Here is a 14,665-nt window from a genome sequence, read left to right on the forward strand (position 1 = left end):
ACTTTAAGCTCTCTTCATCTTTTTTGCATATTTTTTAGGATTGAAAAAGGGAACTAATCCTAGTAAAAAAAATGAAATCAAAAGAAGAGATACCCACGAAATTAAAAAACTTCCTGTTTGATCTCTTAATAACCCAGCAATCACTGGTGAAAATCCAGCGATGATATAGCCGATCCCTTGAACAAAAGATGTTAATTGATTTGCTTCTTGTGCAGAAGATAAATGATCTAGAGCTAGAATAAGACTCATAGGAAATAGCCCCCCAATTCCAAGTCCTAGAAAGAAAATCCATAAGTATGTTATGGATTCAGGAATAAAAATTAAACCAAGATATCCTGAGATACTGCAAAAAATGATAAGCATAAGAATCATTCTACGATCTGGGTTTCTATTCGATAATGTGGGAAATAAAAGTCCAGCGAATACTTCTGACAAGGTTAATAACGCTAATAGTAATCCAGCCTGGATATTCGTCCTGCCTAAGTCAATAAAATATGGAGGTAACCACGCTAATACACAGGTATAAGAAGCTGTGCTTAAACCAAAGAAAATTCCTAATACCCATGCTCGTGGAATAGAGAAAAAATTTATATTTTTCACATTCTCTTTTTCTATTTCAGGTTCACTTTTCCATAGAATGTTTTTCACATAGAAGCAACTGAATATTGTTATAACTGTCAAGATAGACCAACAAGCTAAGCTGAATTGCCAACTGTGAAATTGATTCTCTATGACAGGGACTATTACAGAACTCAAAGCAGCTCCTCCCATAATAGCTGTTACATAGACTCCCATATAAATAGTAATGCTTTTAGAAAAATTTGTTTTTATGATAAGAGGTAAAATAGCTTGAATCATTGCTATACCACATCCAGCCACAATAGCTGTGATTAATAAATTATATTTGTAATCATCAGCAAAAAATCTTAAAAAATTAGATAAACCTATCATACTTAAAGCAATAATAATTAGCTGAAAAGAACTTACATGTCTAAGTATTCGATGACTGATAAACATCATTATTCCCATACATAAAATAGGTATTGCTGTAAGTAAGGAAATTTCTATAAAGCTAAAATTCAATGTAGTTTTAATTTGAGGAAGTAATGGACCAATAGCAGCCATTGATGGTCTTAAGTTCAATCCTATTAGAATTAGTGACAATATAACGATGAGCTGATGTCTGATTTGAAAGCTGTTATTTATGAAGTAATTCATTTGTAGAAGTTTCAACTATTTTTAAAAGTATGCAGATCCTAAAACCTCAACTTAAGTTGAGGTCAAGTACATCTAGATCCTAATTTTTTAGTCTCATTTCCATAGATTATTATTCCATTTAACATAATGGCTGTTATACGCAATAAAAAAACCTGGGCACCAACCCAGGTCTAAAATTTAAAAAACAGATAAATATCAGTGCAATAAACTCATTTTTCTAATTTCGCATAACGTGTATTATGTTAATTTTAGCAATTCTAATAGATTAGTCTTAATCTCAGTTAGTAATCATCCGGCTCAAAATCTGGTTCTAATGTTCCAAAATCAATTACTGATGGCTTATTTAGTATTTCAACTTCTACCAATTCTAGATTATCTAAAGTTTGTTCTGTTGTGACCTCACCTTCAAAACTAAGGAGAATTTTAGAGTCGAATTCTGTTTCAATGTTCTGTACAGCCCCAGATATTCCTACATAGTCGCGGTCTATTGAGTCATATACTGATAAAGAAAACTCGCCCTCTGCACCTATAAATATACGTACATTTATTTCAACAACTAGTTGATGAGTATCAGCTTCTATGATTCTGCCTTCCTCTTCCATAAATTCAAATCTTTCAAACCATGCATATGCACCTTCTGGTTCCCAGTAAAGATATGAATCGGCAGTCTGATCTGGAGTGAAACCATCTAATTCAATTCTTAACAAGTTTGCTATGCTTGTATGAAAGTCTTGATCTTCTTGCTGGATTAAGGATTCAATCTGATTCAATACTACATATGGTGCATTTAAAGCATTTAAATCTGCTAATACCGTTGCAAGATCTTCCGAATATTCAATATTTTCAGATTTCTCACAATAAGACTTCCAATCGTTATCACTTGCTATGGCTAGGACCTTTTTATGATTCTGCTTAGCCCATTCTTCAATAGCATTCAGAGTAATAGCATCTGGAAATTCATTTTTCTTTTTTGCATCCTTCCCAAAAGGAGGTATAGCAGAAAAATAATCATTCAAAATTTTTGTAATATCCGAAAACTCACCGCACACTATTTCTAAGGCCGCTGTATTTTCAATAAATTCACTTAATTTATTTTCCACAATTGAATTTATATCAATATTATTTTTCATTGTTTCCAATGCTGCTAGCAACTCAGGTTCTTCTAAATTATATTCCTTAAAATCATGTATGATTTTACCTAAGCCATTTATTTCATTTATTTTTTTATTTAAATGGTTTTTTAGCTCATTATAAATTACATCTGGCATCAGTAGATCAATAGGACTGTGTTTGAACTGATATAAAGCTTTCAGCAATCCTTTATCTAGTTTTAGACCATTACGCTCATAAATACTTGTATCAATTAAAATGGCATCAAATTCTGAAGACTCAGAAAAGTCTGTATTAATCATGTGTTGTTCAACTTTTTAATTAAATATTTAAATAAGACTATAAAATTTAATACATTTTTTCATTCTTAAACAGATTTTTTCCTATGAATAGCCACCGATTTTGTAAACATTTTTTAGTTAGATAAAGTTAGAAAATTCACGCTATTTAACATAATACACGTTATACGAAACGCCTTTGTAAGCCCAAAATAGAAATGTCCGGTTTCTCCAAAGTAAAAATGTCCGCTTTTAGAATATGCACTTTTGCAATTTCCTTAGCGGACGGTTTGATATGTTGGTGTCTATGTCGGATAAAGAACTTAAACGATTGTCGGTCTTGCAGGAAATCTGTGATCAACGCATAACTCAATCCCAAGCTGCTCAGCTACTTCATATTTCAGAACGTCAGATCAGACGCTTACTGCAGAAATACAAAGCTCAAGGCCCAGTTGCATTAGCCCATGCTGCACGTGGTCAAACCAGCAACTGCAAACTTCCTGAAGAACTCAGACTCAAGTGCCTCAATATTGTTTCGGATCAACTCCATGGTTTCGGACCTACTTTAGCGCATGAAAAGCTCACTACCGTTCATGGATTCGATATTTCAGTGGAAACACTACGTTCCTGGATGATTGCAGCCAATTTATGGATTCCGCGATCCAAGCGCTTGAAACGCCCGTATCAGCCTCGTTACAACCGGGATTGCTTTGGTGAACTGATTCAAATCGATGGCTCACACCATGACTGGTTTGAAGGACGAGCCCCTAAATGCTGTCTACTGGTGTTTATCGATGATGCCACAGGAAAATTGCAGCATTTACGCTTCTGTGAATCAGAATCAGCCTTTGACTATATGATTTCAACACGTTTGTATGTTGAGCAGCATGGTAAGCCGTTGGCATTTTACAGCGATAAACATTCAGTCTTCAGGGTGAATCAAAGCAGCAAGAAAGACACCAAGATTACGCAATTTGGGCGCGTACTCAGCACCCTGAATATCGATATTATCTTCGCTAATTCACCACAGGCCAAAGGCCGTGTAGAACGAGCCAATAGAACGCTTCAGGACCGTCTGATCAAAGAAATGCGCCTGGAAGGCATCTGTTCGATTGAACAAGCGAATGCTTGGCTACCCTGCTTCATTGAGCAATTCAATCTCAAGTTTGCAAAGATGGCCTTTAATCCTAAGAACTTACACCGCTCTGCCACCGAAACAGCTGAGCAATTAGATGATATTTTTACCTGGCGAGAGCCACGTAGAGTCACCAATAGCCTGACCATTACTTATGATAAATGTGTATATCTCCTGGAGAGTACAGAAGAAAACCAGAGGCTGATTGGTAAATATCTTGAGTTTCTAGAATACCCGGATGGTACTGTAGCCATCATGCATGAAGGCCGGAAGATCAATTACAGCATCTTCGATAAATTAAGTCAGCTCAACCAGCGAGAGATTGTTGAGAATAAACGGTTGGGTGCTGTTCTGAATCATATCCAACAACAGCATGAAGAACTGGAACAACAAAACAAACGCAATCGTTCTCAAAAGATGCCAAGCAGACGTGCACAGAAAACAGCAATTCAACAACGAAATCTGAATCCTGTGCTTGACTTGGAAATGTCCATATAGGACATTTCTATTTGGTTATTAGGTAGGACATTTCTACTTGGGAATAACAGCCTTTTTAAATAGTATTATTTATCAAATAGTTAACTCAATAAATCCAAAACCAAAAAGATCAAAAAACAGACGTTTTAACAACTCGTGTGTTTTTTAAGCAGATTTGTAATCTTTCGCCAATAAAATCGTCTAAAAAATGCTCAATTTTGGCATTTTCCCAATGTTCTCAGCTCTTCCAGGGCGAAAACTATCCCCAATTACTGTGGATGAAATTTAGGCTATTTTGTACGCTTTGGCTCACATAAAACTCGGCCCTTTGCGGCTATCCAGGATAGGTGAATTTTCCTATGATGAAGTCATAGAGAACAGGATGTTCCAAACAACAAGAATAAGAAAGATCGCACCAGGAGCGTGAGGTAAGACAGGAGTCATACCTAGCAACCCAATATGAGAAACCCCGGCAGGATGCTGGGGTTTTTTATTGTCTAAAATTAGCTTCGGATAAGCCGTATTATGTTAATTTTAGGAAAATCAATAATATACTTTGAAATATTACTTTTTAAACTTATGTAGATAATCAATAAGTGGACTAACATTCGCTGATGCTGTTTCCTTATCGACTGATTCCATAAATTTTTTATATAAACCATAAATTTTCTTAGAAACATGAGCACTAAAAAATGGCTTAATTGGCTCTAGTTGAATACTTGGACTAAGGGAGGCACTCGGACTAAGGGAGGCACTCGGACTAACGGAAGTACTAGGACTAAGGGAGGCACTCGGACTAACGGAAGTACTAGGACTAAGGGAGGCACTTGGACTTAATTTAAGATCAGATAGATTGGAATAAACAGTATCAATATTCTTAGTATTAAGTAACTCCTCTACAGCTTTATCACAATCAAATATTTCACCTAACTTAGTGACTTTTCTTGAATCATCAAGAATTGCTTTATTACCACTTTTACCATAACTTTTATCAAAAACAATTTTTGTAAAAACTCTCAATGAATCCAGATCTATTTTTCTTTTCATTTGAATAAACGACACATCATGATACTTATTCAGATCTCGTTCTAATCCAAGGTAATCACGGATTGATGGATTAGCTAAAGCTGTCGTAAAGACAGAGTAATCAATTTTTTTTGTCTCAATAAGGAAATAAAAAAACTCATACTTTTTAATTTCCTCAAAAACCAAATAACAAACAAGAGCTAAATAAATATTTGGAACACTGATTTCATAGTCTTTTGCTAATTGCTCAATGCTATTGCGGTGAAATTTATTGTGTTCAATCGCGGTATAACTATTATACAAGAACTGATTTTTTGCATAAGGTTTCCAACCATGAGGCTTAGATACATGTCGCTTATGTAAATACTTTTGAGCAGCTTCTCGTGTCTCATAAATAAAAATTGGAACTTCCATTGTAGGCGAAAGAACACTTTTTATATCTAATCCAACTTCTCTTGCATATTCAGCCGTACTACAAATCATGAATGCCGCAGTGCGTCGATTTCCCTCTAGAACAAGCCATTGTCCATTAATGTCTCTAGTAACAACGATAGGTTCTACTAAATCAAATTCCTGTTGGAGAACATTCTTTACTATAGATAGGACATCTGACTCTTTAAATAACTCCTTTAAAATTACGACTAAATCAGTATCACTAGAAAAAGCTGTTTCAAATCTGGGATTTAATGGATCTAATTTTAGGGTGTTGAGTTTTGCTACGGAATGAGTCATACAATATATTTTTTTAAAACGGCCATTTTAACTATTAATTATTTTTTTAAAACGGCCATTTTAATCGAGTGTCTAATAATCATTCTAAAAGCGTTTCAATTTCGAACCCTTATAAAAATTTCAAGAAAATACTGGCCTTTTATCTTCAAAAATGTAAAAATCACATCTAAATTATTAACTGTGTTTTTTTCAACATGTCTCTCAAAATTGCATCCTTCTTTTCTGGCGCTGGTGGTTTAGACCTAGGCTTTAAACAAGCAGGTTTTGACATCATTTTTGCCAATGAATTTGATAAAGATATTTGGGCTACCTATGAGCATAATCATCCTGAAACAACTTTAGATAAGCGTAGTATCACCTTAATCAATGAATCTGACGTTCCAGATTGTGATGGCATTATCGGTGGTCCACCATGCCAAAGTTGGAGCGAAGCAGGTTCACGAAGAGGCATTGAAGATAAAAGAGGGCAACTCTTTTTTGATTTTATTCGTATTCTTGAAGCTAAAAAACCATCATTTTTCTTAGCTGAGAATGTTAGTGGAATGCTAGCTCCTAGACATAAAGATGCTCTCGAGAACATCAAAAATACCTTTCTTGAAGCTGGTTATGATCTTCATTTTAAACTTCTAAATGCAGCAGATTTTGGGATTGCTCAAGATCGAAAACGAGTTATTTTTATTGGTTTTAGATCTGATCTCAATGTCGATTACTCATTTCCAGAGCCAACACAAGAACCTAAGCATCTAGAAGATATCATTAAAGATCTAGAACATAATGCTGTACCAGCACTGAATAAATCAAAACCGAACCCAGATGTTGAAATTGCCAATCATGAATATATGACAGGTGGCTTTTCATCTATGTATATGTCAAGAAACCGTGTTAGAGCATGGGATGAACCATCTTTTACTATTCAAGCTGGTGGACGACATGCCCCTATTCATCCAAGCGCACCGAAAATGATAAAACTAGAACAAGATAAATTTATGTTTTCACCGAAAGGTGAATATAGACGTTTAAGTGTTCGTGAATGCGCTCGTATTCAAAGTTTTCCAGACAATTTTATTTTTAAATATACAGATGTAAATCATGGTTATAAGATGATTGGGAATGCAGTAAATGTTGATTTTGCTCAGATATTAGCTGAGAGCATTCTTCGTGTATTAAAAAAATCAATCGCTATTAAAAAAGCAAGCTAATAAGGATGAAATCATAAAATGGCAAATACACTTCAAGCATTCAACCTCTTGTGCGATACAGTTATTGAAGCATTTGATGAAAATTATAATGTATCGAACCGAGTTAATCAGGTGGGTGACGCTTTGGAGAAGTTTGTAAAAGACTTATATGCCAATAGTCTAAATAATCCAGACCACATGCCCTTACATCAACAGGTATTTTCTTACCTAGGCAATAAAAACAATCCACCTGATGCGATTTTGCGAAACAGTGATGCTATTGAAATCAAAAAGGTAGAATCTCAAACAGGAAGTATTGCCTTAAATAGTTCATTTCCCAAAGATTATTTTTATAAAGATGATCCCTTAATCACCAAAAACTGTCAAATATGTGAAGATGATTCATTATTAGACAGTGAGAAACAGTGGACTAAAAAGGATATGCTCTATGTGGTTGGTGTTGTAAAAGACAAAGTCTTAAAGGGTATTTGGTTTGTTTATGGTGACTGCTACTCAGCCGATAGATCAGTTTATCAAAATATTAAAAACACAATTACAGACGGTATTAAACAATTAGATCTAGAACTTATCAAAACTAACGAAATTGCCAAGGTCAATAAGGTTGATCCTTTAGGTATTACTGATTTACGAGTGCGTGGCATGTGGGCTATTCAGCATCCAGCGAGAGTCTTTGCTCATCTAAACTTAAACACCAGCTCGCCTTTTTTTGCTCATTTAATTATGAGTAAGCGCAAGTATGATAGCTTTCCCGAAATAGATATTGAAAATCTAAATCAAATCGTTGAGTCCAATGTATCTGTTTCAAAATTAGAGACTAAAATCTATGACCCAAATAATCCAGCAAAAAATATTGATGCTCTAGTATTCAGTTTAAATAGATGACTTAAAACTTTATCTATTTAACATAAAATCTCTTATTCAAAATTGAAGGGAACTCTAAGTGGTATGTGCTTTTAAGGCTCGTTGTACAGTTGCAACACCTACATCGAACTGTTTAGCCACACTTCTAAAAGTTGCCCCTTCAACCTTCATAGCTTTTTGTATTTCTGCATAATCAATTTTTCGTTTTCTACCTTTATATAAGCCTTTAGCTTTAGCTTTATTAATTCCTTCTCTTTGGCGTTCACGGATCATAGATCGTTCAAATTCTGCGAATGCAGCAAGCATTTGGAACATAAGTTTATTCATTGCCGATTGCGCTATATCATGACTGAAAATTAGGTTCTCTTTATGAAAAATAATAGTTATGCCACGATCATTAAGACTACTCACAATTTCGTTCAGATCATTTGTATTACGTGCTAGACGATCAATACTGTGAACATGCACTGTATCTCCTTCACGAAGATAGTCGAGCATTGCATTTAACTGATGACGTTCACGGCTACCTCCGCTTGCCTTTTCAGTGAATGTTTTATCCAGACTGATTCCATCTAATTGGCGTTCAGTATTTTGTTCCGTTGAACTGACACGAATATAGCCGACTTGGTTAGGCATTTTGTTCCGTTAGATATTAGATTTGTAGATACATATTGTACCGAAACTTAATATTAAGTCTATAGGTACGGATTTCAGCATATTTTATTAGGTTTTTGAATGTATCGTTAGACTATACTCTATAGATACAGAATATTTAGTTACTTTTTTTAATTTGTCATTCATGCAATATGTAAATTGTTATAGATAAAAAAATCCGATTTCTTGAAATCGGATTTTGAACCGTACCGGGTTTGTCGGAGAGTCAATATTCTGAGAGACTATCCCGATGACAAAATTAAAATATACCCCTGAAATCAGAGAAAGAGCGGTTCAATTATTGATTGAATCTGAAAAAGATTATCCATCGAATTGGGCTGCGATCACCGCTATTGCTCCCTGAGCAGTATACTGCGCAAGGGTTGTACTCCTGAAACACTACGTGTTTGGTATCAAAAATATTTAGATAAACAAAATCCAGTTAAAGTACAGCAGCTTTCAGACCAAGAACGTATCAAACAACTCGAACGCGAAAATAAAGAACTGCAACGCGCCAATGAGATTCTACGTAAAGCAGCCGCTTTTTGCGCCCAGGCGGAGCTCGACCGCCCACACAAATAATGGTGGATTTTATCCATAATAATAAAGAGCTGTACGGAGTCGAGGCGATTTGTAGAATTTTACCGATCGCACCTTCAACCTATTACCGGACTCTAGATCTCGCTGACAATCCAGAACATCGAGCGAAACGAGATCTACATGATGAGTATCATGCTGAACAAATTAAACGAATTTGGAAAGAAAGTTCAGGTCGATATGGTGTGCGTAAGGTCTGGCAACAATTGAAACGTGAAGGTTATGTTATCGCACGTTGTACAGTTGCTCGATTGATGCAGAAGCTAGGTATACAAGGTGTTTGGCGTGGTAAGAATAAACAAACCACCCGTAACCGAGATGATCAAAAAAGAGCAGATGATTTAGTGAAACGTAATTTTAATGCTGATCATCCTGACCCTTGCGAAGCAGTGCTTCTCAGGTCAGTGACTTTACGTATATTCAAACTCATTCAGGCTGGGTCTATACCGCCTTTATTATTGATGTGTTCTCACGAGCAATTATTGGATGGAAAGTATCTACACGGATGAATACAGATATGGTGCTCGATGCACTTGAGCAAGCATTGCACGATCGAGGCATGCCAAAGAATGTGATTCATCATTCCGACAGAGGTGTGCAATATCTTTCCATTCGCTATACCAATCGTTTAGAAGCAGCAAATTTACGAGCATCAGTCGGTACGACTGGTGATTCATACGATAATGCTTTGGCTGAAACGGTGAATGGCTTATACAAAACAGAGGTGATTGAATATCTAAAAGCAGATTGGCAAGGTTTAGCAGATGTACAACTTGCGACACTAAACTGGGTAGATTGGTTCAATAAAAAGCGTGTACACAGTGCACTGGGTTATGTATCGCCTTTTGAGTTTGAAGCAATGTACTATGATAAGATTAACCCGTTAGGTCAGGTGGCCTAACTTAAATAAAAAAGTCTCCGACAAACCCGGTACGGTTCACCATGTTTTCATACGTTAACCCCTTTGAATATTAATGTTGAAATTAAAATTATTTAAGTTTATCAATAATGAAAAGACTACCTCATAATTGAGGTCTACATACTTGCATTTAGAGAAATTTTAACAATGTCATCTACGAAAATTAAATTGCTTGGATTGCTAATGATGATGGGGTGTATAACAGCTGAGGCATCCACTTTCTATACGTATAAAAAGCCTGATGGTGCAACTATTATAACAACTAGAGAGGTCAAAGAACCTGGCTATGAGCTTTTAAATATCACTATTCATCAAGCTAATGGTCCTATACTAGAAACCCGAGGACTAAGTAACAATAGTGTTAGTACAAGTAATGTCTCTAAACCTACTAGCAACAATAGTGTTAGTACAAGTAATGTCTCTAAATATTATTATTCAGCAAATTGGCGAGAAGATGCAAAAAAGAATTTTGAATATTTAAAGCCAGGAGAACAAGTACAAGTATTAGAAGTTGCACCTGGTCTAGAAAGCTATCAGTTGTATAACGCACAAGGATATTCAGCTATTGGGCAAAGTATATTTAGAGATTGGGATGTGCCAAAAGATTCCCTTATAAATCAGGCTAAGAAAGTAGGAGCTACTTTTGTAACTTTCTCAAAATATGCAGACTCATCAATTACTTATTCAGTGAAAGATAATCTTAACAATTTAGCAAATACTGTTAATCCTAAAAATTTAGCAACTATTATTGATCCTAACAATTTGGGTATTATCTACAGTTATGAAGTGCTCTTTTATGTTAAAGACAACTACACCAAGAATCCTAATGCATTTGGGTTTAGATTTACTGAAATTCCACTTGAGAAAAGAAAGACCTATCAGAGAAATACGGGATCGTATGTTGAAAATGTAGTCGAAGGTTCGAGAGCGTACAAGGCTAATGTACTCATTGAGGATGTTATTATTGCGATTAATGGTAATCCTATATCAACACTGAATGACTTCTTCGAGATTAAGGAAAAAGAATTAAAAAAGACCAAAGTCCTAGAGTTAAAGATTCTTAGACTAGTTAATAACGAACTCAAAGAGTTAAATATTCCTGTTAATTTCTAATAACTTAAAGTTTTAATAAAGCAATCTAATATGATTGCTTTTTTTATATCTACTGACAAATAAATTGTTCCTAAAGGTGTACTCCAATTTTACATAACGTCTCTTATTCGAAATTCAGCCATGTAAGCCCAAAGTAGAAATGTCCGGTTTCTCCAAAGTAAAAGTGACACAGGTTGAGTCGCAGCATAGTGTCATTATGCCTCGTTAGAAGAACTAAAACACTGTTTTTATTATCATGCTAATGACAAGCTATGTGTCATTTAACGCTCATTTTATCTTTAATATATTCAGTGGTCTTTATCATCCAGTACATCAAAACAAAAAATGGAATAATTAGAATTAAAAGATAAAGAATACTAAAACTTAAAAAGTATCTAGCAAAGGATAATGCTGTCAGTAAGACCAACAATCCGCAGATTGTATAAACAATCTTATTGCGTTTGCTAATTAGCTCAGCAATAGATAGATCCTGATTTTTCATTCCATGACCCTTAGTAACTTGAGCAATATTGCATTTCTCTATAACCATGCAGCATATTGACCAGAACCATTAATTGGTTAAGGTATGTGCAAGGTAATCCATTTAATTCAGGGAATTTTTCCCACATTAAATATTTATCTTTGTATAGAAAGCTATTTCTCTTAAATTTTTCTTGGCCAGATAATTCAATTTTCATTTGTTCAAGCTGCTTAAAATGCTCAACCACATCGTCTGGAATCGGCATATTGAGAGCTACACTTTTACCATTTAACCAATATTGGATTGGTCGGACGTTAATAGATTCATTAAAGCCTATAGCTTTGAAATAATCGCGTATCGCTTCAGGGTTGTAAAATCCCAATGATTCAACTAGCAGTTTAAAATCTGCATTTGTCATTCTTTACCGTCCTTAATCAGATTAAATTTGATTATATAGTCCACAGGTGGACAATACAAGCAATATCCCAAGTTTAACCTTCTATTGGTTTTAGTAGATTATGGACTGCCAATATTATTGTCTGGTCCATAATCTCTAAAACGTCTAATCCCGATGCTTGGATAAATGCTGCAAGCTGCAGCGTTTATCCAGGCATCTATATTACCTATCTAATCTAGATCCATAGCAGATATATCAGAGCAAAGTGTCTACTTTGCGAACTGACGCAATCATTTAAATTTTCCTTTCCCTGATTATCGTTGTTTTCAAGTGAGCTTTAAAAAGCTGTGCTTTTTAAATGGCGACCGCAGAAAATAAACTGCTCCTATTTGATCTAGTAGCGGGATATAAAAAAACACCCTTAATGGGTGTTTTCGTGGCCAAGATTATCGGGATATATCTCTATTTTTATTTCTCTCTTGAGTTTTAACTTGTGGCTGCTGTACTGGCTGTTGTTTTGGAGCATTGGCATCATAAGCCGTTAATTTTGGCTTATGAAATTTCTGATTTTGAAGGTCGGCATTATGTTGAATCTGAAGCTTAGTTTTATCATTTTTGGTTAAAGCTTTTTCAGTTGTTTCTTTCAATTTACTCAAGCTTTGAGCTTCCCACTTCCCTTTATTTGCCAATGTTTGAACTCTTGCACCTGTTGGCAGTCCAGTTTTAGGATCAATTTCTTTAGTATTCACTTCGACTTTGTTAGACCCTTTATAGGACAGGACAATATCATCATTCTTAATGATATTTTGCTCTTTCAAAGTACGTTCCAGATCCTTCGCCCAAATTGTATTTTTTTCACCTTTACTATTTTCAATAGTGGCGTAGTAGCTGCTGCTATTTTTAGGATCATGTTTAAATGGTGCTGCACCATGATCTACTAATTTTCCAACGTGCATTTTTTTCTGATTAAGCTGTTCGATTGCAACGTCTATACTGGCTATGCGCTGCTTTTCTGTGAAGCCGTCAGCTTTCATTTTTTTATCAAAAATAGTCAGTAAAGCTTTTTCCTGTTCTGACAGATTATTAAGCTTTTCCTTTCGTTCCTGTGCTGGATCTACTTTATCCTTCTCATTTAAAGGCTTCTCTTTCTGGCGTTCATTACCCTTTTCAATAGTATTGTGAACTACCTCTTTACCTTGTTCTTTTTTCATATCATTGAGCAAGGCTAGATCAATATCACGAGGTTCATAACCCTTTACTGTCATGCCCTTCATTGAAGCTTCAAGCCATACATTCCGTTTAAATTCTTCAGAGCCTTTAACCTGTATTGTTTCCCATTTTTTAGCTTTTGCTACCTCCACCATTGAAGCAGCAATATGTTTATCATCAATTGTGGTTTTTAAAGCTTTTCCAGAATCTTCAAAAGCTACTTTTTCAGGATTACCTTTAAAGTGATATTTGTCATCTACCACATAATATTTATTGAGTAATGCTTTAGGTATGCCTTCTTCACTAGATTCTTTACTGTCATCAGCTTTTAGCTTTTTGGTATCAGTTACCTTAGTTTCTTCAGGATTTTTATTAATACCTTTTGTGCTTTTTGAAATATCTATATTTTCAGCTTTTTCAATCGAATTGACTTCAGCTTGATTTGTTTCTAACGTCTGGCCAAGTTTGGTATAGCCTGTTTGTTCTTTATTAAAACTAGGTTTATCGACCTTGTTTGCTTCAGTCATGATCAAGTCCTTATTGATTAGAAATATTTTGGCGACGTGCTGCTTCGTCAATAATCATTTTGGTTTGAATATATTTGTCTGTTAGAAGTGCAATTTGTCTTTCAGTTTCAGTGCTTAAATCTTTATTTTGCTGATATACAGCTATGCTTTGCATATAGTTTTTTACAGTGTCAGGCTGATTAACCGCTTTAGATGAAAAGCCATTAGGACTGGTCACGGCTTTATTTGAAGTACAGCCCACAACTGAAAAAGATAGGGCAAGGCTGATTAATGTAAGAGAGATTTTTTTCATGATAGTTTCCTTATTTCGAATTAATTTGGTCTGAAAACGCCTGATAAACGTCATCAATATCTGAATTTTCTATAGATCCGTTTTGACCTTCATCGACTGCAACTAGATTTTCCACTTGTTCTGGTTCATCGACTGCAACCAGATTTTCCGCTTGTTCTGGTTCATCGACTGCAACCAGATTTTCCATTTCTGCAATCATGGCCAGAGGATCTGATTCATCTGCTGCAACTAGATTTTCCGCTTGTTCTGGTTCATCGACTGCAACCAGATTTTCCATTTCGTCATGACTAAATTCAGTGTCATCAACTGCAATAAGGTTTTCCGTTTGTTCTGGTTCATCGACTGCAACCAGATTTTCCATTTCTGCAATCATGGCCAGAGGATCTGATTCATCTGCTGCAACAAGGTTTTCCATTTGTTCTGGTTCATCTACTGCAACCAGATTTTCCATTTCGTCATGA

At 35.3% G+C, this 14,665-nt stretch carries 11 protein-coding genes, 2 pseudogenes and 1 other annotated feature; of the genes and pseudogenes, 5 read left to right on the forward strand and 8 right to left on the reverse strand.

What is annotated here, in order from left to right:
• Nucleotides 1-3: 3 nt before the first annotated feature.
• Together E0H81_RS13940 and E0H81_RS13945 are read right to left on the reverse strand one after the other, a co-directional pair.
• Nucleotides 4-1,218, reverse strand: coding sequence for a cyanate transporter (locus tag E0H81_RS13940; protein ID WP_131319733.1), 1,215 nt, complete (start codon nt 1,216-1,218; stop codon nt 4-6).
• A 281-nt stretch (nt 1,219-1,499) separates the two neighbouring features.
• The gene (locus tag E0H81_RS13945; protein WP_131319735.1) at nt 1,500-2,630 is read right to left on the reverse strand and encodes a PIN domain-containing protein; all 1,131 of its coding nucleotides are present in this window, start codon (nt 2,628-2,630) and stop codon (nt 1,500-1,502) included.
• A 283-nt stretch (nt 2,631-2,913) separates the two neighbouring features.
• Here E0H81_RS13945 and E0H81_RS13955 point away from each other — a divergent pair, with 283 nt between their 5' ends.
• A complete protein-coding gene (locus tag E0H81_RS13955) occupies nt 2,914-4,239 on the forward strand; it encodes an ISNCY family transposase (protein ID WP_131319739.1) in 1,326 nt (441 codons plus the stop codon).
• Nucleotides 4,240-4,782: 543 nt separating this feature from the next.
• Here the strand turns inward: E0H81_RS13955 and E0H81_RS16020 are convergent.
• Entirely contained in the window at nt 4,783-5,976 is a 1,194-nt protein-coding gene (locus E0H81_RS16020; RefSeq protein ID WP_205677728.1) for a hypothetical protein, read from the reverse strand.
• Nucleotides 5,977-6,170: 194 nt separating this feature from the next.
• Between E0H81_RS16020 and E0H81_RS13970 the strand changes: the two genes are divergently transcribed.
• Together E0H81_RS13970 and E0H81_RS13975 are read left to right on the forward strand one after the other, a co-directional pair.
• The gene (locus E0H81_RS13970) at nt 6,171-7,175 is read left to right on the forward strand and encodes a DNA cytosine methyltransferase (RefSeq protein ID WP_131319741.1); all 1,005 of its coding nucleotides are present in this window, start codon (nt 6,171-6,173) and stop codon (nt 7,173-7,175) included.
• Nucleotides 7,176-7,193: 18 nt separating this feature from the next.
• Nucleotides 7,194-8,057, forward strand: coding sequence for an NgoPII family restriction endonuclease (locus E0H81_RS13975; RefSeq protein WP_087933289.1), 864 nt, complete (start codon nt 7,194-7,196; stop codon nt 8,055-8,057).
• Nucleotides 8,058-8,111: 54 nt separating this feature from the next.
• Here E0H81_RS13975 and E0H81_RS13980 read toward each other — a convergent pair whose 3' ends face one another.
• Nucleotides 8,112-8,672: a recombinase family protein gene (locus E0H81_RS13980; protein ID WP_131319743.1), complete on the reverse strand. Its 561-nt coding sequence runs from the start codon at nt 8,670-8,672 to the stop codon at nt 8,112-8,114.
• 268 nt (nt 8,673-8,940) lie between these two features.
• Here E0H81_RS13980 and E0H81_RS13985 point away from each other — a divergent pair.
• A pseudogene (locus E0H81_RS13985) lies at nt 8,941-10,188 on the forward strand (IS3 family transposase).
• Nucleotides 9,230-9,346, forward strand: a sequence feature (AL1L pseudoknot). It overlaps the preceding pseudogene by 117 nt.
• 165 nt (nt 10,189-10,353) lie before the next feature.
• A complete protein-coding gene (locus E0H81_RS13990) occupies nt 10,354-11,319 on the forward strand; it encodes a PDZ domain-containing protein (RefSeq protein WP_131319745.1) in 966 nt (321 codons plus the stop codon).
• 491 nt (nt 11,320-11,810) lie between these two features.
• On the opposite strand, the gene E0H81_RS14000 is transcribed toward E0H81_RS13990, so the two are convergent.
• From E0H81_RS14000 to E0H81_RS16270, 4 genes and pseudogenes are all read right to left on the reverse strand, one after another.
• A complete protein-coding gene (locus tag E0H81_RS14000; protein ID WP_131319749.1) occupies nt 11,811-12,197 on the reverse strand; it encodes a hypothetical protein in 387 nt (128 codons plus the stop codon).
• A 425-nt stretch (nt 12,198-12,622) separates the two neighbouring features.
• Nucleotides 12,623-13,912, reverse strand: a complete 1,290-nt coding sequence (locus E0H81_RS14005; protein WP_131319751.1) for an LPD7 domain-containing protein — start codon at nt 13,910-13,912, stop codon at nt 12,623-12,625.
• 10 nt (nt 13,913-13,922) lie between these two features.
• On the reverse strand, nt 13,923-14,204 hold the full coding sequence (locus E0H81_RS14010; RefSeq protein WP_005248700.1) for a hypothetical protein: 282 nt from the start codon (nt 14,202-14,204) through the stop codon (nt 13,923-13,925).
• A gap of 10 nt (nt 14,205-14,214) precedes the next feature.
• Nucleotides 14,215-14,665, reverse strand: a pseudogene (locus E0H81_RS16270) (type IV secretory system conjugative DNA transfer family protein); the annotation flags it as partial.

Origin of the sequence: Acinetobacter terrestris (genome assembly GCF_004331155.1) — a bacterium.
Classification (GTDB): Bacteria; Pseudomonadota; Gammaproteobacteria; order Pseudomonadales; family Moraxellaceae; genus Acinetobacter; species Acinetobacter terrestris.

Coding starts and splice junctions, on each gene's coding strand:
- E0H81_RS13975 (WP_087933289.1), top strand. CDS start 7,194: ATGGCAAATACACTTCAAGCATTCAACCTCTTGTGCGATACAGTTATT.
- E0H81_RS14010 (WP_005248700.1), bottom strand. CDS start 14,204: ATGAAAAAAATCTCTCTTACATTAATCAGCCTTGCCCTATCTTTTTCA.
- E0H81_RS14005 (WP_131319751.1), bottom strand. CDS start 13,912: ATGACTGAAGCAAACAAGGTCGATAAACCTAGTTTTAATAAAGAACAA.
- E0H81_RS13990 (WP_131319745.1), top strand. CDS start 10,354: ATGTCATCTACGAAAATTAAATTGCTTGGATTGCTAATGATGATGGGG.
- E0H81_RS16020 (WP_205677728.1), bottom strand. CDS start 5,976: ATGACTCATTCCGTAGCAAAACTCAACACCCTAAAATTAGATCCATTA.
- E0H81_RS14000 (WP_131319749.1), bottom strand. CDS start 12,197: ATGACAAATGCAGATTTTAAACTGCTAGTTGAATCATTGGGATTTTAC.
- E0H81_RS13955 (WP_131319739.1), top strand. CDS start 2,914: ATGTCGGATAAAGAACTTAAACGATTGTCGGTCTTGCAGGAAATCTGT.
- E0H81_RS13945 (WP_131319735.1), bottom strand. CDS start 2,630: ATGATTAATACAGACTTTTCTGAGTCTTCAGAATTTGATGCCATTTTA.
- E0H81_RS13940 (WP_131319733.1), bottom strand. CDS start 1,218: ATGAATTACTTCATAAATAACAGCTTTCAAATCAGACATCAGCTCATC.
- E0H81_RS13970 (WP_131319741.1), top strand. CDS start 6,171: ATGTCTCTCAAAATTGCATCCTTCTTTTCTGGCGCTGGTGGTTTAGAC.
- E0H81_RS13980 (WP_131319743.1), bottom strand. CDS start 8,672: ATGCCTAACCAAGTCGGCTATATTCGTGTCAGTTCAACGGAACAAAAT.